The organism is Bacillus sp. CH30_1T (assembly GCF_008364765.1).
Classification (GTDB): domain Bacteria; phylum Bacillota; class Bacilli; order Bacillales; family Bacillaceae_B; genus Rossellomorea.
The window spans coordinates 467070-487869 of the sequence record NZ_VTUY01000004.1 but is presented as its reverse complement, the minus strand read 5'-3'; the positions used below and the strand labels follow the sequence as shown (position 1 = coordinate 487869).

18 protein-coding genes are annotated in these 20800 nt (G+C 40.7%); 4 read left to right on the top strand and 14 right to left on the bottom strand.

Going from position 1 to position 20800, the window contains the following annotated elements:
- The first annotated feature begins 191 nt into the window (after positions 1 to 191).
- From guaC to F0342_RS09960, 3 genes are all read left to right on the top strand, one after another.
- The gene (gene guaC / locus F0342_RS09970; protein ID WP_149155796.1) at positions 192 to 1175 is read left to right on the top strand and encodes a GMP reductase; all 984 of its coding nucleotides are present in this window, start codon (positions 192 to 194) and stop codon (positions 1173 to 1175) included.
- Positions 1176 to 1363: 188 nt separating this feature from the next.
- A complete protein-coding gene (locus F0342_RS09965; protein WP_223145711.1) occupies positions 1364 to 1708 on the top strand; it encodes a hypothetical protein in 345 nt (114 codons plus the stop codon).
- 377 nt (positions 1709 to 2085) lie between these two features.
- Positions 2086 to 2277: a twin-arginine translocase TatA/TatE family subunit gene (locus F0342_RS09960; RefSeq protein WP_149155794.1), complete on the top strand. Its 192-nt coding sequence runs from the start codon at positions 2086 to 2088 to the stop codon at positions 2275 to 2277.
- 132 nt (positions 2278 to 2409) lie between these two features.
- Here F0342_RS09960 and F0342_RS09955 read toward each other — a convergent pair whose 3' ends face one another.
- Positions 2410 to 5487 carry a GNAT family N-acetyltransferase gene (locus tag F0342_RS09955; RefSeq protein ID WP_149155793.1) on the bottom strand — a complete coding sequence of 1026 codons (3078 nt, stop codon included), beginning with the start codon at positions 5485 to 5487 and terminating at the stop codon, positions 2410 to 2412.
- Between the two features lie 283 nt (positions 5488 to 5770).
- Here F0342_RS09955 and F0342_RS09950 point away from each other — a divergent pair, with 283 nt between their 5' ends.
- Complete coding sequence (locus F0342_RS09950; RefSeq protein WP_149156076.1) at positions 5771 to 6106, top strand: DUF3889 domain-containing protein; 336 nt, start codon at positions 5771 to 5773, stop codon at positions 6104 to 6106.
- Between the two features lie 528 nt (positions 6107 to 6634).
- Here F0342_RS09950 and F0342_RS09945 read toward each other — a convergent pair.
- From F0342_RS09945 to F0342_RS09885, 13 genes are all read right to left on the bottom strand, one after another.
- Positions 6635 to 9052, bottom strand: a complete 2418-nt coding sequence (locus F0342_RS09945) for a heavy metal translocating P-type ATPase (RefSeq protein WP_149155792.1) — start codon at positions 9050 to 9052, stop codon at positions 6635 to 6637.
- Between the two features lie 72 nt (positions 9053 to 9124).
- The gene (gene copZ, locus F0342_RS09940; RefSeq protein WP_149155791.1) at positions 9125 to 9331 is read right to left on the bottom strand and encodes a copper chaperone CopZ; all 207 of its coding nucleotides are present in this window, start codon (positions 9329 to 9331) and stop codon (positions 9125 to 9127) included.
- A gap of 14 nt (positions 9332 to 9345) precedes the next feature.
- Entirely contained in the window at positions 9346 to 9657 is a 312-nt protein-coding gene (locus tag F0342_RS09935; protein WP_149156075.1) for a metal-sensitive transcriptional regulator, read from the bottom strand.
- Between the two features lie 479 nt (positions 9658 to 10136).
- Positions 10137 to 10928 carry a serine hydrolase gene (locus tag F0342_RS09930; RefSeq protein ID WP_149155790.1) on the bottom strand — a complete coding sequence of 264 codons (792 nt, stop codon included), beginning with the start codon at positions 10926 to 10928 and terminating at the stop codon, positions 10137 to 10139.
- 14 nt (positions 10929 to 10942) lie between these two features.
- Positions 10943 to 11947, bottom strand: a complete 1005-nt coding sequence (locus F0342_RS09925; protein ID WP_149155789.1) for an ABC transporter ATP-binding protein — start codon at positions 11945 to 11947, stop codon at positions 10943 to 10945.
- Positions 11944 to 12867, bottom strand: coding sequence for a C40 family peptidase (locus tag F0342_RS09920; RefSeq protein ID WP_188048478.1), 924 nt, complete (start codon positions 12865 to 12867; stop codon positions 11944 to 11946). Before F0342_RS09920 ends, F0342_RS09925 begins: the two co-directional genes overlap by 4 nt.
- A gap of 22 nt (positions 12868 to 12889) precedes the next feature.
- Positions 12890 to 13969: a mandelate racemase/muconate lactonizing enzyme family protein gene (locus F0342_RS09915; RefSeq protein WP_149155787.1), complete on the bottom strand. Its 1080-nt coding sequence runs from the start codon at positions 13967 to 13969 to the stop codon at positions 12890 to 12892.
- Complete coding sequence (locus F0342_RS09910; RefSeq protein WP_149155786.1) at positions 13966 to 14904, bottom strand: S66 peptidase family protein; 939 nt, start codon at positions 14902 to 14904, stop codon at positions 13966 to 13968. The genes F0342_RS09915 and F0342_RS09910 overlap by 4 nt, the downstream gene beginning before the upstream one ends.
- An 87-nt stretch (positions 14905 to 14991) precedes the next feature.
- A complete protein-coding gene (locus tag F0342_RS09905) occupies positions 14992 to 16617 on the bottom strand; it encodes a peptide ABC transporter substrate-binding protein (RefSeq protein ID WP_149155785.1) in 1626 nt (541 codons plus the stop codon).
- A gap of 42 nt (positions 16618 to 16659) precedes the next feature.
- Positions 16660 to 17673: an ABC transporter ATP-binding protein gene (locus tag F0342_RS09900; RefSeq protein WP_149155784.1), complete on the bottom strand. Its 1014-nt coding sequence runs from the start codon at positions 17671 to 17673 to the stop codon at positions 16660 to 16662.
- A gap of 5 nt (positions 17674 to 17678) precedes the next feature.
- On the bottom strand, positions 17679 to 18632 hold the full coding sequence (locus F0342_RS09895; RefSeq protein WP_149155783.1) for an ABC transporter permease: 954 nt from the start codon (positions 18630 to 18632) through the stop codon (positions 17679 to 17681).
- A complete protein-coding gene (locus F0342_RS09890) occupies positions 18632 to 19564 on the bottom strand; it encodes an ABC transporter permease (protein ID WP_149155782.1) in 933 nt (310 codons plus the stop codon). Before F0342_RS09890 ends, F0342_RS09895 begins: the two co-directional genes overlap by 1 nt.
- Positions 19565 to 19578: 14 nt before the next feature.
- Positions 19579 to 20403, bottom strand: a complete 825-nt coding sequence (locus F0342_RS09885) for a M55 family metallopeptidase (protein ID WP_149155781.1) — start codon at positions 20401 to 20403, stop codon at positions 19579 to 19581.
- Positions 20404 to 20800: the final 397 nt, after the last annotated feature.

Genomic DNA, 20800 nt, shown 5'->3' with positions numbered 1-20800 from the left:
AGTGGGTTCATAAACCCATATTTGCAAACGCTAAAATATTTGTTGAATCAATAATTTGTGCCGAAGTCTAAAGCCTTTTCTCTTAAAATGATAAAAATCTTTGACATCGATAAGAAAATGATGTAAATTACCTTATGTACGAACATTTACAAAACAACCAAACTTTAATATTCGTGTTTAGGGGTGTAATAATGGAAAATGTATTTGATTACGAAGATATTCAATTAATTCCTGCAAAATGTGTGGTTAACAGTCGTTCTGAATGTGATACGAGTGTGACCCTTGGTAGACATACCTTTAAGTTACCTGTTGTACCTGCCAATATGCAAACCATTATTGATGAAAAAATCGCTGTATATTTAGCTGAAAATAATTATTTCTATATCATGCATCGCTTCGAGCCTGAAAAAAGAATTTCTTTTATTAAAGATATGAAGTCCCGCGGGCTGATTTCTTCTATTTCTGTAGGTGTTAAGGATGAAGAGTATGCTTTTGTAGAGCAGTTAGCGGAAGAAAAGCTGACACCGGAGTTTATCACCATCGATATTGCACATGGTCATTCCAATGCGGTAATCAGCATGATTCAACACATTAAAAAACACGTACCTGAGAGCTTTGTGATTGCCGGAAACGTTGGTACTCCAGAAGCTGTAAGAGAATTGGAACATGCAGGTGCTGATGCTACAAAAGTGGGAATCGGACCAGGGAAAGTATGTATTACGAAAATCAAAACCGGATTTGGTACAGGCGGCTGGCAGCTGGCTGCTCTACGCTGGTGTGCAAAAGCCGCTACAAAACCAATCATCGCTGATGGTGGTATCCGTACCCACGGTGATATAGCAAAATCCATTCGTTTCGGTGCGTCCATGGTGATGATCGGTTCCCTATTCGCAGGCCATGAAGAGTCTCCAGGAGATACAATTGAAAAAGACGGCAAGCTCTTCAAAGAATACTTTGGATCAGCTTCAGAGTTCCAAAAAGGCGAAAAGAAAAATGTAGAAGGTAAAAAAATGTTTGTTGAACATAAAGGGTCACTGGAACATACGTTGATCGAAATGGAGCAAGACCTTCAATCCTCTATCTCCTATGCTGGTGGTACGAAGCTTGAAGCAATCCGAACAGTAGATTATGTAGTAGTGAAAAATTCAATTTTTAATGGCGACAAAGTATATTAATCTCTTACCATAATGACTTGAGCTGGGTACATTCGTATCCGGCTCTTTTTATTAGGGACGGACCTCTATACCTATATACTATCCGAATTATCGAAGATTTTGCCAATCGGAGGTCCGTCCCTCTTACCTTCATTTAAGAAGTTATAGACACCGGGGGAAATTAAGCTATAATTAGTTTTAATATTATCTTGGGAGGTGAAGTGACTGTGGTGAGATTGTTGTTATTGATGGTAATTAGCATGTTGTTTGGGACAGTACCTGTTCAACAACAGAATCAAAGCCCAATTTTCTTAAGTTTTGATGATGTGGCTACTATTTCTGACCATGTGTTTTTAACCGATGCAGAAATGATTATCGACGCGGTCCCTTCGCTGGTTCAGAAACAAGATGGTATGACTTCAAATAAAACTTCCATTCTTCCGACATTACACTTTAAATTAATCCCTTTAGCTGGATGTCTATTTAGCACTGAGATTTTTCCAGACTCATTGGGCTTTCTTGAAGTAGTCATGTCCCATTCAAATTACCTCTGAATCCTTACATTCTAAAAATACATGTGATCGTAAACCCTTTTTTCTCTTTGCAGTTAAGAGTTTTTTTGCAATGCCTATTTAAAATAAACATTGGTCCTTGAAAATTAAATTAAACTGAGGTGCATTCATATGAGAAATTATGAATATCGTAAGGAATCTATTGCTTGTTATGTCTTCTGTTCTCTATTCCTACTTAGTTTTGTTGGAACGATACTGATATCTGGAGAAATGAGTGGAAATAGCATCATCTCATCCGTACCTCAATTCTCTTGGGATATGATGATTAAATGGCAAGAAATTGTTGAAATATTCGACTTAAAGTAAGTTAAAGCAAAGTTCGTACTAAAACTACTTCAAAAAAAAGCGAGGAAATAAAAATGAATCTGGGTTTCGGTGAAATAGCGATTATCTTGTTCGTAGCACTACTATTCTTTGGACCAAGCAAACTTCCAGAGCTCGGAAAAGCTGCAGGTGTTTCTTTGAGAGAATTTAAACAGGCAGTCAGTGGATTGATGGAGGATGAGGATACAGTCCATAATGGTGAAAAGAATATGAATAAAGATCAATAGTACTGCTTAACTGTTAGGGACGGACCTCCAACAGACTGAAAATCTGATAACCTGGAAAATCGGATCATTTGAAGGTCCGTCCCTCCCTATTTAAAAACACGAACCTACGCAGGGGTAGGTTCGTGGAGTTCTTTAGGTGAATCGAAGGTTTTGTAGCGGTTTGATTGCTTGTGCAGACTGAGTTTCACCGTAGAATAGGATTGTTGGTTCAGTTACGATGGTTTCTCCCGTGGCTGCAGACAACTCGTTTGTTGATGCGACTAGAAGCACATCTTGGTTCAAATAAGCTTCTGACCGTTTTCTGGTGCTTGGGTGAACAAATGTCACAGATTCTGGGTGATCATCCGATCCAACCGTAATAAATGGTGTATCTCTCAATACGAATTCCTCTACGCCTGCATAGTATTTATGGACCATACCTTGTGTAGGTAGTTTAACGAAACTGGATGTTAATGTTTCTCCAGACTTGAAAAAAGCCTCTAAATCCATCAACTCTTTCGTATACGTTCTTCCTGAATCCTGCTGAATCTCCGCGTATACAGCCAGGACCGGCACTTCTGGAAGTGTTAAAGCATATTGACGAAGAACAATTCCCTTCATCTTTTCATGCTCCTTAAATTCTGTTGTTAAACAAATCCCTTCCCACTGATGGCCGTGTTGATCCAACTTTGTTACAGATCCGATTGCAGTATTCTCTTTCAACATTGAATAGGAACTAACGGCTTGGAAAGAGTATCTGATACCTCCCCCCCACGGATTCCACCACGCCCGTGGACCCGAGTTTGGATATTGATGATCCAACGTTTCCTTACCGTCAATCGATAAGGAATAGATACCAGGATAATATGCAGATGACGCTTTAAACGAAATGACGCCATTATCTACAGACCAAACATCTTCGTTCCTCTCGACCTTTACTTCCCTCTTCCCCTTAACAAGTTGCATAACTTCTACTTTCCCGAAGTGACTTTTGGATTCGAATTGTCCCTCTATCCATTTTACACCTGGTGATGAATGCTCAATTTCAAAATTCAAACGGGTAACTGACTCAGCTTTATCCACTTTTTTCGCGAAAGATTCATTTTCTGAATGAACGGTTAATTGACCATGAATATAAGGAGTAAGCATGGATTGGAATGAATAATCTTCCCTTCCACCAACAGTAGAAATAATATCTCCACCTGTTTTATCTAAAGTATACAGGGGCAGCTCTTTCATGTCCCCTCCATCACCCAACACCAACTCCCGCCACTTAGACCAGTTGTTGGATGCATTGATCCCGACCTGGATTGGACCTAAGCACGTTTTTTCCTGGGATTGTATCAGGTCGATTTCATATTCAAGAGCCATTCGCCAATCATCTTTTCTTCCAAGTGCTTCCTCTGGCCAAGCAAGGCCGATAGTATCTCCAATTGAAGAATTTGTGAAAATCCAACGTTCAGCCATATCTTTATCATTAATATACTCCATAAAAGGAACCAGTGACTCATTCCCGATTAAGACTCCGTCCCTTTGTGGGATAGCCATTCCTTCGAAGTTAATAAGAACAGGCTGAATCAGGGAAAGATGCTTCCTGTCTTCTTCTCCAGCATTCACCACTTCATGTGTGATTTCCACTAAGCCATCACCGTAAATTTTAAAATAGGTGTTCAGAAGCATGGAGGAAAATGCATCCGACTTTAGTGTTGTTTTCATCACGAAAGCTTCAGGAAGCTCAATATAGTCTACAGTAGAAGCTTCTTTTTTAGAAAACTCTTCACTATATGGTTTTCCAAATTTTGGGGTGAAGAAAGTTATCGGATCTTGGGTTGCATTCATAGAGCCTACTTTGACGATATGGTTTCGTTTTTCAATCTCTACGTAGTGCGGACCGTTAAACCCTATCCAATTCTCTTCTGTCTCGCCACCAAATTTTGCCCCAAAACCCGGTAGAGCCAATGAAAGCCGAGTGGAAAAAGTAGTGGCCTCCCCGTTTTTTCGTTCAACAGCTACATTCACCTCTTCTGACAAAAAGCCATTTTTTAATAGCTGGATCGGAAGTGGAATCGAAATTCTCTTTTTCCCTTCCATTTTCACCTTCACTTCTGAAGTTTCCCACTCTACTACCTTATTTACTGGCAGTTTAATCGTCCAGGTAGTTTCTTCTTCTAATTGACTTTCCAAATCAAGATAGAGCATTCCTTTACTATGTGATTTCCAATTCTTTTTTACCGATCTTAAATGAAGCTTTCCCGCTTGTTTAGGGAAGACCCCTAGTGCTAATGGGATTGATTGACCATCCACCTCAACTGTCACCCCAACAGTCGGGTGCTTTTTCCAAGGACTTGGTTGACTAGCTGGCATAGAGACACTGACAGGGAAATCTCCAATCCAGTTCTTACCCACTAAAACGGTCTCATGGAATTCATTCTTTACATGAGAAGATGATACTCCTTTTAGGGAGATTTCAACCGGATTCTCTCTGCGATTCTCTACATGATAAGTCGTATAGTGTTCTTTTTTCTCGAGCATCTTAAAGTCAGGCAGCCTCATTTCCACTAAAAAATCCTGCGTTTCAACTAAGCGAATGCCTCGTCCCGTTCGTTCAAATTGAATACGAACGAACTCATTTCCTTCTTCCCACTTGTATTCATAATAAGTATGATCTCGATCTTTAAGGCCATCGGGTTTGATTTCAATTAAACGCTGACTTGTTGTATACCAATCATGCTTCTCAAAAAAAGGCTTTAGCCAGTCAATTTGAAGCACCATGGGGATAAAATTCATCAGGTGAACGGTGTCATCACGTTCCTCCCAGAAGAATCCGCATTTTTTATAAAGTGGAACGGCTTTTGTATTACCCGCCCATGTAAATAAATCCAGTCTCGGCCATTTTAATTCTACAGTCTTCTCTAACGCTTTCAATACGAGTTGTTTGCCGATCTTTAAGCCCTGATACTTGGGGTGAACGTTCAGAAGAGGAATGTAAAGGGCACCTTCGTCCTCGCGATATTCAGACAATCCGCAATAACCTGCCACATCATCCCCCACCATTGCCAAAAACAGATGAAGATTTGTGGAGTTAGCTTCCTTATCTTTCACGTCTTGTTCAGTAGTGACAACCGAATCTCCACCCCAGTTTTCACGGCTTTCATTCCACATTTTCGCGATTCCTTTTGCTAATCCTTCATGATATTCTACAATTTTCACTTGCTCCAATGTCGTCTTCATAATGTCCTCCTACACTAGGTTTTAATATATATAACCTCATCCTTATTGATTTTTTGCATTACATCGACGATTTTAATCATCGTCATCGCCTCCTTTCATTTAGTTGGAAAGATTTTCTTCCTCATCCACAGTTTAAGATTTTATGTTTAGTAAGTAAAGAATATTCTAACTTAAAAAAAGATTTCATTTACTTATGTAATTTGTAAGTTAAATGGGAAATGCAGAATAATTTCAGTCAGACTAGACAAACCTACAAGATAAAAAGAAGGTTTTGGTATTGAAAATGAAACGACATATCCCAATTGTTCTATGCATGATTTTTATTGCCAACGCGGCAATAGTTGACCTGAAACCCGTACACGTACACGCTCAACAAGAGATTCCCTCTTATGCTAAATGGGGAAGTCTGGCAGTGAAAAAGACTCAAGAGAAATATCCAGATGCGGCGATTGTTGACTATCTCCATATCGGGAAGGAAAACGGATCGAAGGTATCGACAGAGAAATTTAAACTATGGTTAAAACGTGGAGGGAAAGAATTTGGAGTGTTTGTGGACATTCAATTTGAAACGGATACTGAAAAGCTGATTGATATCAAATTCACGGAAACGGATCGATAATTGAAAGTCTGCTGTCTTTTAAGGAACTCACCTCTTAGAAAACTTATCTAAGAGGCCTTTTTGGTTTATATACGCATTCACCCATTCCCTCAATGTATCATTTATACATTATAGGTTTATATTTTTATGGATATTTCAAAAGGGGGAAATGGAACGGGGAAATCAGATTATGTGTGTTTGATAGTACTAATATTAAGAAAAACGGCCGAGGGATCGGATACGTTGCGCCTAACCCCACCTGGAGGTATTCGGGCTATCCAATGGCATCAACCCTGAAAATATCGCCGAGGCTTTGTCACCAATAAAGGATTCATTGGTCCCCCGAATCAAAATCGAAATAGGATTGGGTCCCCCATAAAGATGCTGAATTAATCTAGGAATGATTTAAACAAATCGTCCAAAATAAATAATAAATCCATTGATTTATATAATGGTCAATAGGTATGGATAATCCCTAACAATTGAAGACAAGTTTATCGAATGAGTAAAAAAGATCAAAGGTCATGTCACCTTTGATCTCTTTTAAGTTCACAGCTTCACTCTCTGCAAGCGCAGGGCATTCAAAACAACGGACACAGAACTAAATGCCATTGCAGCTCCGGCAAGCCATGGTGCTAAGAATCCCATTGCGGCGATGGGGATGCCGAGTGAGTTATAGGCCAGGGCCCAGAACAGGTTTTGTTTAATATTACGAATGGTTTTCTTACTCATAAAGATAGCATCGGCAATGCTGTTCAAGTCACCGCGGATAAGGGTGATATCGGCAGCTTCCATGGCTACGTCTGTACCTGTACCGATCGCCATTCCGATATCAGCCATCGCAAGTGCAGGGGCATCATTGATTCCATCTCCCACCATCGCGACTTTCTTTCCTTCCTTCTGAAGTTTTTGAACTTCCATTGCTTTTCCTTCAGGTAAAACTTCCGCAATTACATGATGGATATGAGCTTCTTTTGCAATTGCTTCAGCGGTACGCTGATTGTCACCAGTGATCATGATGACTTCTAAGCCCATATCTTTTAACCGTAGAATGGCTTGTTTAGAAGTATCTTTTATAGTGTCTGCTACAGCGACAAGGCCTGCATAGTTTCCATTAATAGAAACGAGCATAACCGTCTTTCCTTCAGTCTCAAGAGTTTGTTTGGTTTCTATCACATGATTGATTTGGATACCATTATGTTCCATAAGTTTCGTGGTACCGATGACCACTTCATTAATCCCAACTTTTGCTTTTACACCATACCCTGGTACAGCATCAAATTCTTCGCTTCCTAATAATGTAATTCCTTTTTCTTTAATCCCTTTAACAATTGAAACAGCTAGTGGATGCTCCGAAGACCGTTCCACTGCACCAACCAAAGCAAGAAAATCCACTTCATCATATCCATCTTCCACTTTTACATCTGTTAATACCGGCTCACCGTTTGTAACAGTACCCGTTTTATCAAGTACAACGGTTGTAATCCCATGGGTTGATTCAAGATATTCTCCGCCTTTAAAGAGAATCCCGAATTCAGCTGCACGTCCCGAACCTGCCATTATCGAAGTCGGAGTCGCTAACCCAAGGGCACATGGACAGGCAATCACAAGAACGGCAATCAGTTTTTCAAGTGCTTCGGCAAAATTACCTGGTTCAACCCAGATGTACCAGACAAGAAATGTCAGGACTGCAATTCCTACAACGATAGGGACGAATAAACCCGAAATTGTATCCGCTAATCGTTGAATAGGAGCTTTGGAGCCTTGAGCATTCTCCACCACTTTGATAATCTGTGCCAGGGCGGTATCTTTCCCTACCTTTGTAGCTTTCATTTTAAGGAATCCGTTCTTATTCATTGTGGCACCGATTAATGTATTACCTATAGATTTATCCACCGGAACACTTTCTCCTGTAATCATCGATTCATCGAGTGCTGAACGACCTTCGATGACTTCTCCATCTACAGGAACTTTTTCACCTGGTTTGATGTACACGATATCTCCTGTTACAACGTCTTCTAAAGGAATTTCTACATCCTTTCCATCTCTTTCTACAGTTGCAGTTTTAGCTTGAAGACCCATAAGCTTCTTTATGGCTTCAGAAGAACGACCCTTTGCCTTGGCTTCAAACAATTTCCCGAGAATAATGAGTGTGATTAAAATGGCACTAGTTTCAAAATATAGCTCAACTATATGCATTCCCGATCCAATGGACTGATAGGCAAGAAATACACTGTAAAAGTAAGCTGCCGATGTTCCAAGTGCGACCAAAACATCCATATTGGCACTCTTGTTTTTTAATGCTTTATAAGCCCCAAGGTAAAATTGTTTCCCGATAATAAACTGTACAGGTGTTGCTAAAGACATTTGCACCCAAGGGTTCATTAATATATCCGGTAAGGGGATGAACGATGTAAATTCAAAATGACTTACCATTGACCACAATAGGGGCAGCGATAATAATAGTGACCATATGAATTTACGTTTTTGCTTCTGAATCTCTTGAAGTTTATGATCGGTTTGTTCTTCTTGATTCTTATCATTTTTCACTGTTGCACCGTAGCCAATTGAATCAACCTTTTGAATGATTTGATCTATCGTGATCGTACCAGGGGTATACTCAATGGTTGCTTTTTCTAAGGCCAAATTTACCGTTGCATGTTGTATACCATCTTGCTTATTCAATACTTTCTCGATTCTTGCAGAACAAGCAGCACAGGTCATTCCGGTAATATCAAACTCGGTTTTTTCGAGTTGTACGTCATAACCTAGATCTCGAATCCTTTTTTGAAGATCAATTGGTTTCACTACTTCCGGATTGTATTTTACCGCTGCTTTCTCCATCGCGAAGTTGACCGCTGCAATTTCTACACCGTCCAATTTATTTAGACCTTTTTCGATTCGATTCGCACAAGCAGCGCAAGTCATTCCTGTTATAGCAATATTGGTTTCTTTATGCTGAGCCATTTCTGAACCCTCCATACCTATACGGGGTATACTTTATTGTAAAAGAAAACCGTGCTGAGAATGCACAGTATCTTACACCACATCATATCCCTGATCATCAATTGTTTCTTTGATGTCATCAAACTTTAATAGTGAACCATCGAATTCAACTTCTACTTTCTTATCTTCCAAACTTACTTGCACCGATTTCACACCGTCTAATTTAGCCACACTGCCTTCAATTGCTTTAACACAATGTCCACAAGACATACCTTCCACTGTTAACGATTCTTTTTGCATCTGTAAACTCTCCTTTATTTTTTCATGAGTTTTTGGATTGTAACCATGACTTCATCTAATACTTCTGTGTCTCCTTCTTGAATTCGATCAAGAACACATGTTTTCATATGACCTTCTAATAGAATTTTGGCTACGCTGTTGAGGGCAGATTGAGTGGCGGATATTTGAGTAATGACGTCGTCACAATACGTATCACGTTCAATCAAGCCTTTAATTCCTCTTATTTGTCCTTCAATCCTATTTAATCGCGTTACAAGATTTTTCTTAACTTTATCAGAGTGATGGCTTTTCCGAATACCTTCATCAGAGCATGCAGCATCATCCATTACACGCTCTTCTTCTTGAATCACGGATGGGTTAATCTCAGGATTTTTTTCATTCTTTTCATCGGTCATCTTCCCCACCTCCATGCTTTTAATATACTATACCCCATTATGGTATGTAAAGAAAATTGATTTGATACATTTTTATTGGTTTATTCTAAGAGTAACACCTTAAATGGGTCTCTTATACCGCTTTTTTTCTTCCTACATCAAAAAAAGCGCGTCTCCATATTGGGATCCACGCATTTAATATCTTATCTCTATATGTTTGTTGATTTCATCTTCCTCTTTTTTCTAGCTCAACATCTGTTTTTCTTATGTGATCATCTGGTATTAAATCAAGAGTATTGAAGATCCAGGTATAGCGTAAATGAGTATCACAAAGAGCGAGCGCGGATAGAACGTTTTTACAGTGAGAACGAAATAATTTACTTAAATAGACAACAAAAAGGTAAAGAATCCCGTGGGAAAATGCTGTTTTTTTACTGATTAAGTTTAGCTAAATAATCGTATAGGAACTTTCCGATTTTGGCAATTGTGTCTCGCGCAGAATCGTTTTCTTCAAGTCCGTCAATTAATACAGCTATGTAGGCAGTTTTTTCTTCACACCGAACAATTGCACAATCATGTTCAACCCCAGGTAATTCCCCAGTTTTGTTTGCTATAAAGACTCTCTCCCTGTCCATTCTTGCCGGAAGCTTGGTGACAAATTGTTGCTGATGCAATATAAATAGCATTTTTTCACGGCTTTGCTCACTGAATAGTGGGCTCTGGTCTAGTATACGTAAGCAGTTGATGATATCAGTTGCAGAGGTGAAATTGTCATACCCTTGATCTATTGCTTGAAAATCCATCAATTTCCGACTAAGTTTAGTGTGTTTTAATGCTAAAGAGTTACAAAGGTTATTTATTGCTTCTGACCCTATACGGTCGATAATGAGATTCGTCGCGGTGTTATCCGACACAATGATCATGAGTGTGAGGAGGTCTTCTACCGTCAACGAAATATTTTCGGATAGTGTTGACAACACTCCTGCCCCTCCTACTCTACACTCTTTAGGAACCATTACCATTTCATTTAAATCGATTTTCCCTTGCTCTGCCTGCCGAAAGCCTTCAAGTAAGATCGGAACCTTGATTAAACTTGCGGCAGAATAAGGAGTGTCATTATTGAATTGGATGGAGTGTGAAGGCAGGTCAATGGCCACACTGACCCTGCCTATACATTTATCAATAGCGTCCAGAATTCTTTCCTCTAATAATTTCTCATTCATCTACAATTCATCCTTTACTTTGTGACCGCTACTTCGTCATGATCCTTTGTGATTTCATTGTCGTATAAGTGACAAGCAACAAAGTGCTGTTCTTCTACTTCCTTCCATTTAGGTTTATGGCTAGAGCATGCTTCCATGGCTACAGGACAACGGGTTCTGAATACACAGCCACTTGGTGGATCGATTGGACTGGGGATTTCTCCTTGAATGATCATTCGTTCACGCTCATCCTCTACATCGGGATCAGGGATGGGGATAGCTGAAAGTAATGCTTGGGTATAAGGGTGAAGAGGCTTTTTATATAGCTCCTTACTCTCGGTTAATTCAACCATATGTCCCAGATACATCACTCCGATGCGGTTACTAATATGCTTTACCATAGAAAGATCATGAGCAATGAATAAAAAGGTCAACTCCTTTTCTTTTTGAAGCTTTTTCAATAGGTTTACGATTTGAGCTTGAACGGAAACATCAAGAGCAGAAATCGGTTCATCGGCGATGATGAAATCTGGATTAAGAGCAAGTGCACGTGCTATGCCAATTCGCTGACGCTGTCCGCCACTGAATTCGTGGGGATAGCGATTCGCATGATCCCTATTCAGCCCGACATCTTCCAAGAGCTGATAAATACGTTCCATCTGCTCTTTTTTATCCCGGTATATATCGTGTGCATCCATCGGTTCTGCAATGATTTCACGTACCGTTGAACGGGGGTTAAGAGAAGCGTACGGATCCTGGAATATCATCTGCATGTTTCGATAAAAGGACAGCTTTTCTTTATCAGAGAGTGTATGAACGTTCTTCCCGTCATACATGACTTCCCCTTCTGTCCTGTCATACAAACCGATAATGGTGCGGCCAATAGTCGACTTCCCGCAACCCGATTCCCCTACTAGACCGAATGTCTCACCTTTATATATATCAAATGAAATCCGATCCACTGCCTTTAAGGTTTTACCTTTTTCAAGCTGAAAGTATTTTTTTAATTCCTTTACTTCGAGTAGTTTGTGATTCGTCAAGATGATTCCTCCGTTTCCCCCCAGTAGCGCCTTGCTATACACAGCTCTTTCTCGTAGTAGGTACCTTTCAGGGAAAGGGTTTCAATGGTTTTCCCAGTATTGGGAGAGTGGATCATCTGTCCGTCACCATGATAGATTCCAACGTGATGAATGCTCCCCTTCCCTTCTTCATAAGCAAAAAATAAAAGATCACCAGGCTCTAATAGATCCAGTGCTACTTCTTTTCCGGCTTTAGCCTGGTCATTTGCATCTCGTGGAATCAGATAACCATTCGCCTTGCACATGGTATAACTGAAGCCTGAGCAATCAAACCCATAGCTCGTCATCCCTCCCCATAAATAAGGAAGATTAAGAAAAGCTTCTCCTGAAGTGACGATGTCTTGGCCACTACCCTTTTGATCGTTAACCTTCGTGGTTGAGATGATTACATCTTTCTGTTTTAAGAAGCGTGTACCTAACGGAGTCAAAACTTCAATAACATGAACATGCTCTTTCACAACGGGTAAAATCGTTTGGAAACTAAGTTCCAATTCCACCTCATTCTCTTCATTGATTAAATCCGCAAATTTGCTTGTGATTATGGCATATGTATCCGTATGAGGTAACTCCCCGTGTGAAAGTTGAGCGCTTGGGACCCAACCAGGGTACCCTTGATTGTCTTTCGATGTAGCTTGGTCTGGAATGATCACACGAGACCAACCGTCCTTCTCTTCCATCACCAATACTTCCTGGCCGAATAAAGCTTGAGATTGTATACGGTTTTCATCGCACAGAGCCAACCGGGTTTCATGTGTCAAGGAATCTAACCATTCGTTGATTTGCACGGGATTGGAAACGGCAGGTGAATCCAAATCACGGGCTGAATCCTTGGATGTCCATACGGTTGATACAGGTACTGCTATTAGCGCTTTTGTCGTCATATTAATTCCCCCTCATATTCATTTAAACTAGTACTCTCTCAATACCTAATCCAGGTTGGGTAGGCATCGTTATCATTCGACCGTTATATTCTATGCCTCCCACTACAATATCTTTTGCCAACATAAGAGGGGCGTCGAAATCAAATCGGGTCACGTTTTTCTTGCTTGCTGCAAAATGAGCTGCGGCCGTAATCCCAAGGCGCGTTTCAATCATGCTTCCTACCATACATTCGACACCACAAACCTCCGCGAGATCGTTAATTTTCTGAGCGTAATAAATGCCCCCTGCTTTCATGAGTTTGATATTGATCAGGTCTGCACTGCGGGTTTTTAACACTTCAAATGCTTGATATGGTGTAAAAACACTCTCATCTGCCATAATCAGTGTATCCACTCCATCAGTGACTCTCTTTAGCCCTTCAATATCATGAGCAGGTACAGGCTGCTCGACTAACTCAATATTAAGATCAAGGTCTTCCAGTTTACGAATCGTTTTGACAGCCGCTTTCGATTCCCAGCCTTGATTGGCATCCAGTCGAATTTTGATATCGAACCCGATTCGTTGGCGGATCTCATGAATTCTTTTTATATCCGTCTCGATATCATCTTTTCCTACTTTGACCTTCAGTACGTCAAAGCCTTGCTTCACATAGGCTTCTGCATCTTCACCCATTTCTTTTGGGCTATTAACGCTCACAGTATAATCGGTCTCCAGCTCATGACGGTACCCACCAAGAAATTGATAGAGTGGAATATTACAGTGCTGAGAAAGGCAATCATATAAGGCCATATCTACAGCAGCCTTTGCGCTTGAATTACGGACAATTAATGAATGTAAATGTTGAAAAAGCTGTTCGTAATTTAAGAGACTCTTACCTATGATGGCCGGCTTGATCACTTGTAGGATGGCCCATTCAATGCTGGATAAGCTGTCCCCTGTAATGACGACTGTTGGCGGTGCTTCTCCCCATCCAACCGTCCCGTCATCACACGTTAATTTCACAACGATGGCTTCTGCCACTTCAACAGTGCGCAACGCAGTTTTAAAAGGAGTATGCAGCGGGATAGCTGTTCGGAATGTTTCCAATTGATGGATCTTCAATTATTCTCATCCTCTCTTATGCCTGTTTCTACGATAAATGTTTGGTTATACGTATTCATTCGTCCCATGCTACCTAATGGTATGGCGATACTTGGGGAAGAATGACCGATATGAAATCCTTTTAAAACAGGTTTACCAGCATCTGAAATATGTTCTTTGAGCACCTCATCGAGAGTCAGAGATTGTTCGTGTTTTTCTGGCACACAGTTTTTGAAATCCCCGATGATGATTCCAGATGCGTCATCGAATTTCCCCGCCATTTTCAGCTGATTCATCATTCGGTCCACTTTATAAGGTTTTTCATCGATATCCTCGATAAATAGGATTTTACCTTTTGTATCCACTTCAAAAGGAGTCCCTAAAGTGCTAACCAATAAGGTAAGATTTCCACCTATTACAGGTCCGCTTGCTGCGCCTTCAACAACAGTTTCCAACATGGAAAGTTTGTTTGTATATTCGATGTCTCCCGAACGGAACAACTGTTCAAAGGAACTCTTCGTTAATGCATGTACACCCGAAAGACCAATATCTGAACTTAACATAGGACCATGAAACGTAACGAGTCCAGTTTGTTGTTGAATAGCTGTATGTAAAAAAGTGATATCACTATATCCCCAAAAGATTTTCGGGTTTTCCCTTATCAAGTTGTAATCCAATCGGGATACGATACGTCCTGTGCCGAAACCGCCGCAAGCACAAATGATGGCTTTAACGTCACTGTCTTTGAACATCATATGTATATCTTCTATCCGTTCTTGATCATAACCTGCCAGGTACCCATATTTCTTATGGACAGATTTCCCCAGTTTTATGTCCAAACCTAATTCTTCAAGGAATGATAGGGCTTTTTTTAATGGTTCAGGTTTCGGAGGGCTTGCAGGAGCAATGACACCTATTGTATCCCCTACATTGAGTTTTGAAGCTTTTATCACCATACATTACCCCTTTCGTAGAAAAAGAGGGAGCAAACGCAAGGCTTCAAGTAGCCTTGCGTCTTCTCCACTCACTATTAGTTCAAGCACTTATTTCTTGTCTGCCCATTTTAATTCCATGTATCCAACTGGATGACGAACGATACCGGATACATCTTCATTTTGTAAATACACGTGATTGTAGAAGTGGATAGGAATGATCGGCATTTCATCCATTAAGATTTTCTCTGCTTCATACATTAATTCGAAACGCTTCGCTTCATCTGCTTCATTCATGGCTTGTTTGATTAAGCTGTCGAACTTTTCGTTATTCCAACCTGTTCGGTTCATAGAGTGGCCTGTTTGGAAGTTCTCCAGGAAGTTGATCGGGTCTGCGTAGTCTGCCAGGAATGAGCTTCGTGATAATTGGAACTTCAATGCTTTTTGCTCGTCCTGGAATACGTTCCATTCCATATTGGCTAATTTAACGTCAACCTCCAAGTTTTCCTTGAACATTTGTTGAAGTGCTTCAGCAATTTTCTGATGTGTATCACTAGTGCTGTACGTTAAGGTTACTTCAGGTAGCTTATCGTACCCTTCTTCTTCCATTCCTTTTTTCAGAAGGGCTTTCGCTTCTTCGATATTTGTTTTCGCTAAATCTCCATTTGCTTCCCGGAAGTCTTTCCCGGAAGGATCTTTGAAACCTTTTGATACGAAGCCGTAAGCTGCTTTTTCCTTATTCTTTGTCACAAATTCGACCATTTGTTGTTGATCTACCGCCATGGCAAATGCTTTACGGATGTTTTGATTTTGGAAAGGCTCTTTTTCTAAATTGAAACGGTAGAAGTAGGTTCCTGCTTGATCTTCTACATTCACTTTGCCTTCTTCGAATAATTGTTTACTTAAATCAGCTGGTACGTCTGCTGTATCCAGCTCCCCCGTTTTGAATAATTGATAATCCGTGTTTGTATCGTTCACCATTGCCCAATGAACTTTATCCAAATTCACTGAATCTTTATCCCAATATTGATCATTCTTTTCCATGACAAAGTGGCTGTCATGCTCCCATTCAGTTAATTTAAATGGCCCATTTGCAACGAATGTATCAGCTTCTGCAAACCACTCAGGGTTTTCAGTAGCAACCTTCTCATTGATTGGGAAGAACGCTGGATTCGCAATGACGCTTAAGAAATATGCTTGTGGACTTGTTAAAGTCACCTCAAATGTTTTCTCGTCCTTCGCTGCTACCTTCACTTCATCAGCTGACCCTTTTCCTGTATTGAAAGCTTCTCCACCTTCAATGAAATAACCTAAGAAGGCAGCCGGTGATCCCGTTTCCGGATTCAACAGACGTTTCCAGGCAAAAACGAAGTCTCCAGCGGTTACATCATCTCCATTAGACCATTTGGCATTGTCACGAATGTGGAATGTGTATACTTTTCCATCTTCGGACACGTCCCATTTTTCTGCCATTGCCGCTTCGGGTTCATGATTAGCGTTTAAACGCGTCATCCCTTCCATTAAATTGTTTAACGCTGTCCAGGAATAGGAGTCGAATCCTATGGGAGGATCAAAAGACGTTGGTTCAGCACCATTGTTCAAGTGAAGAACCTTTCCTGTATTTTCTTTCTTACTGTCTCCACTGCTTGACTCACTGCCTGCATCCTTCGTAGCTGTACAAGCCGCCAACACAAACAAGAGCATTCCTGCTAAAAAAACTGATAATAGCTTCTTCATTTTCTTCCCCCTCTTATTCTTTTTATCTATCAAACAATTAACCTAACGGATGGTTAAGCTAATAGATGAAAGCATCGCTTTTTTTGCACGCTTATCCTGTAGCCAGCAGTCAACGTGGTGATCGTTTGATAGCTGTGTTTTCGCAGGATATACACGGTCGCACACTTCCATCGCCTTTTCACACCGGGGAACGAAAGGACATCCAACGGGTGGTGAAAATAAATCAGGCGGTGAGCCGGGTATCGGAATCAGATCTTCCCCATCAAGATCAAGTCTTGGAACTGATTTCAGTAACCCTTGTGTATACGGATGTTGAGGGTGATAGAAGATCTCTCTTCTATTTCCTTCCTCTACAATCTTACCGGCATACATGACGGCAATACGATCAGCAACTTGAGCTACTACACCTAAATCATGGGTAATCAAAATAATCGAGACTCCGGTTTTCTGTTGGATTTCTTTGAATAATTCCAAAATCTGAGCTTGAATGGTTACATCGAGAGCTGTTGTTGGTTCATCGGCGATTATTACGTCTGGTTCGCATACGAGTGACATGGCAATAACAATCCGCTGCCTCATTCCTCCACTAAATTGATGGGGATATTGCTTTATTCGTTCTTCAGGGTTTGGAATACTGACAAGTGTCAACATCTCAATCGCTTTTTGTCTAGCCTGTTTCTTGGAAACGTCGTTATGCTGCAGAATTCCTTCTATGATTTGCTCCCCGATTGTCAGGGTCGGATTCAGTGCTGTCATGGGATCCTGAAAAATCATCGAGATATCGGCCCCTCGAATCTTTCGCATTTGCGGTTCGGTTACACCTAAAAGATCTTTTCCTTTAAATAGTATCTTGCCGTTCGTCACTTTCCCAGGTGGACTTGGAATTAACCTCATAATGCTTTGAGACGTTACACTCTTTCCGCATCCTGATTCGCCGACAATGGCGAGCGTTTCTCCCTTATGTAAATCAAAGCTCACTCCCCGAACCGCTTTGACTTCCCCCCCATATGTCGAGAAATGTACATGTAGATCTTGTACAGATAATACGTGATTCATGATGATTACCTCCTTAGCTTAGGATCAAGTGCATCTTGTAGTCCGTCTCCTAAAACGTTGAATGAAAACATAGTTAGTGAAATAAATAAAGCCGGGAAGAATAATCGCCACCAATAGCCTGATAGAATCGTAGATAAGCCGTCATTAGCCATTACTCCCCAACTAGCATAAGGAGCTTGAATTCCCAATCCAAGGAAACTTAGGAATGCTTCCGCAAAAATAGCGCTAGGTACTGTCAGTGTCATCTGAACGATAATCGGTCCCATCGTATTAGGCAGGAGATTCTTCCGTATGATACGGGCTGTTTTCGTACCAAACGTTTTAGAAGCAAGAATGAACTCATAGTTTTTAATTTGCAGCACTTGTCCCCTTACAATTCGGGCCATCCCGATCCAGCCCGTCACGGTTAAGGCAACGATAATAGTGAGCAGGCCCGGCCCCATCACCACCATTAATAAAATCACAACTAATAGGTAAGGTAATCCGTATAGAATTTCAACAACACGCATCATAACATTATCGGTTTTACCACCCTTATAACCTGCAATGCCTCCATATACAATCCCGATAACAAAATCAATGAGTGCGGCCATAAAACCTACAAATAACGATATGCGTGCACCGTACCATGTACGGGTAAATACATCTCGTCCCATATCGTCGGTACCAAACCAGTGATTACCGGAAGGAGGCAGGTTTTGGTTCGAAAGTGTTTGCTTCGTTACGTCATGGGGAGAAATAATGGGGCCAATGACAGCCATCACAATTAATCCGATTAAAAAAACAAAGCCAAGCATTGCCAGCTTATTTTTCACAAGGCGCTTCCACGCATCCTGCCAATAGGAAAGACTCGGTCGGACCACCGCTTCCGCATCATCTTTATTCCTCTTCTTGGGTGTAAACCACTCATCCAGTACGTCTGGAGTCACATTTGGTTCTTGGTGTTTTGGAACTCCCATTATTTCGCCTCCTTCTTATGTAACTTAATACGGGGATCAAGGTAACCATAAGCTAAATCCACCAAAAACAGCATAAGTATGAGAAATGCACTGTAAAATACAGTCGTCCCCATAATGACAGGATAATCACGCTGATTGATGCTCTCCACGAAATACTTTCCCATTCCCGGAATCGCAAAGATTTGTTCAATGACGAATGTACCTGTTAATATTCCTGCTGCTAGAGTACCCAGTACAGTTACAACCGGAAGTAAGGCATTTCGCAGGGCGTGCTTAAACACAATCTTGATTGGTGACAACCCTTTGGCACGGGCTGTTCGAATATAATCCTGGGTTAACACTTCCAACATACTAGAACGAGTCAGACGGGCAATTATGGCCATTGGCCCTGTTGCTAATGCCAAGGTCGGAAGAACCATGTGACGCCAGCTCGTCCATGTGGCTACAGGGAAGATTCCCCTGTTTACAGCCAATTCCTGAATAAGTAATGTCGCCATCACAAAGTTTGGAATCGAAATCCCGAGTACGGCGAAAGTCATTGCCATGTAATCTATGATTCCGTTATGTCTGAGAGCAGCCAATACGCCTAAAATAATGCCAGACAATACTGCAATTACGAGAGTAATCATTCCCAATTCAAAGGAAATTGGAAATCCCCTTCCTAATAAATCATTTACGGTTTGTGATGGTTGTGTAATAGATGGACCAAAGTCTAATGAAACAAGGGACTTTAAATAGAGAAAATATTGAATCATCACCGGCTCATTCAAATGATAATGAGCTTCTAAATTTTGCTGTACGATCTCACTTGTATTTCGCTCTTCATTAAATGGTGACCCTGGTATGGCATGCATTAAGAAAAATGTTAATGTCACAATCAGCCATAACGTTATCACCATGGCCAGAAGTCGTTTCAACAAATATGTACCCATTGATCTCACACTTTCTAACAGAATGTAGTTCGCATCGCCAGTTCAGTCATGACAAGCATGGCTCTATAGGCTTCCAGTATATTTTTCGCCTCGAATCGTACAGTGGTCGTCCCTGTCTCAAGTTCTGTTCCTGGCATAAGACTTGCCCACTCCGCTTGTCCGTAATTCGCAAATTCGATTCGCAATGTCGGTTGGTCAGGTGGAGTGAGAGGTTTTACGTTTTCTTTATTATGTATCGCTTCTTCGGTTTTCTTCTTTAATAATTGAGTTGATTTCTGAGGTGTCAGACTTTTCGCCACAGAACGAGAAATCGTTTCCTTCACGACGGCTGTCGTAACATTAGGGATCAATGCTTCTGCCTCAAGTGCTGCCTGGTCATCTCCGGCAACCATCAACACTGGAACCCCGTAAAACCCTGCAACATACGCATTAAAGCCCAGCTCACCCACAGCAACATCATTGATATACATGTTGCGAACGCCGAAGATCATCGAATGGGACATCACACCCTTCGTCGATGCGCGTGCGTGATAACCCACAAAAAAAGCCCCATCAAACGTCTCATCCAGTCCTTGAACCATTGAATATGGTTTCACTCCACCGGAAATCAACTTTGTTTCTGGATGCAGCTTTTCAATTAATAAATTGTTCATCTGTGAATGACTATCATTGACCAGTACTTCGGTGCAACCTGACTCAAAGGCAGCAGATATAACCGTATTCGCTTCCTCGGTCATGATGATTCTCCCACGCTCATAATTATGCTTGCTCGAATCTACATGTGTATGATCAACTAAGCCTGTAATTCCCTCCATATCCACCGACATATATACATTCATTTAGTGCCCTCCTTTCCTAGAGGATATTTATTAAATTTTCTTAATATTATAAATATTAATACACCTAATTACAACATTTTTTTGAATAAAAAGGAATTTATTCCTATCATCATAAAATAAGGAAAATAGAACTATGTTTAGTTTCATTCAAAAGGTTTTTCACCTTTTTAGTAAATAGATAGTTAATTAGAATCATCAAATCTTATGAAAAACTAAAAATGCGATGGATTTCATAATCGAAATCACACCGCACTCTTTTGTTTATGCAGAGGTTAGATATCCTTGGTTTTGAGCGTTGGATGAAGGACAAATGACCTGTGATACTGTGCATTACTGGTTCATTATGGTTCGCTGATATATTCTGGATTTCGCTGATAAAAATGAAATTCTGTTGATA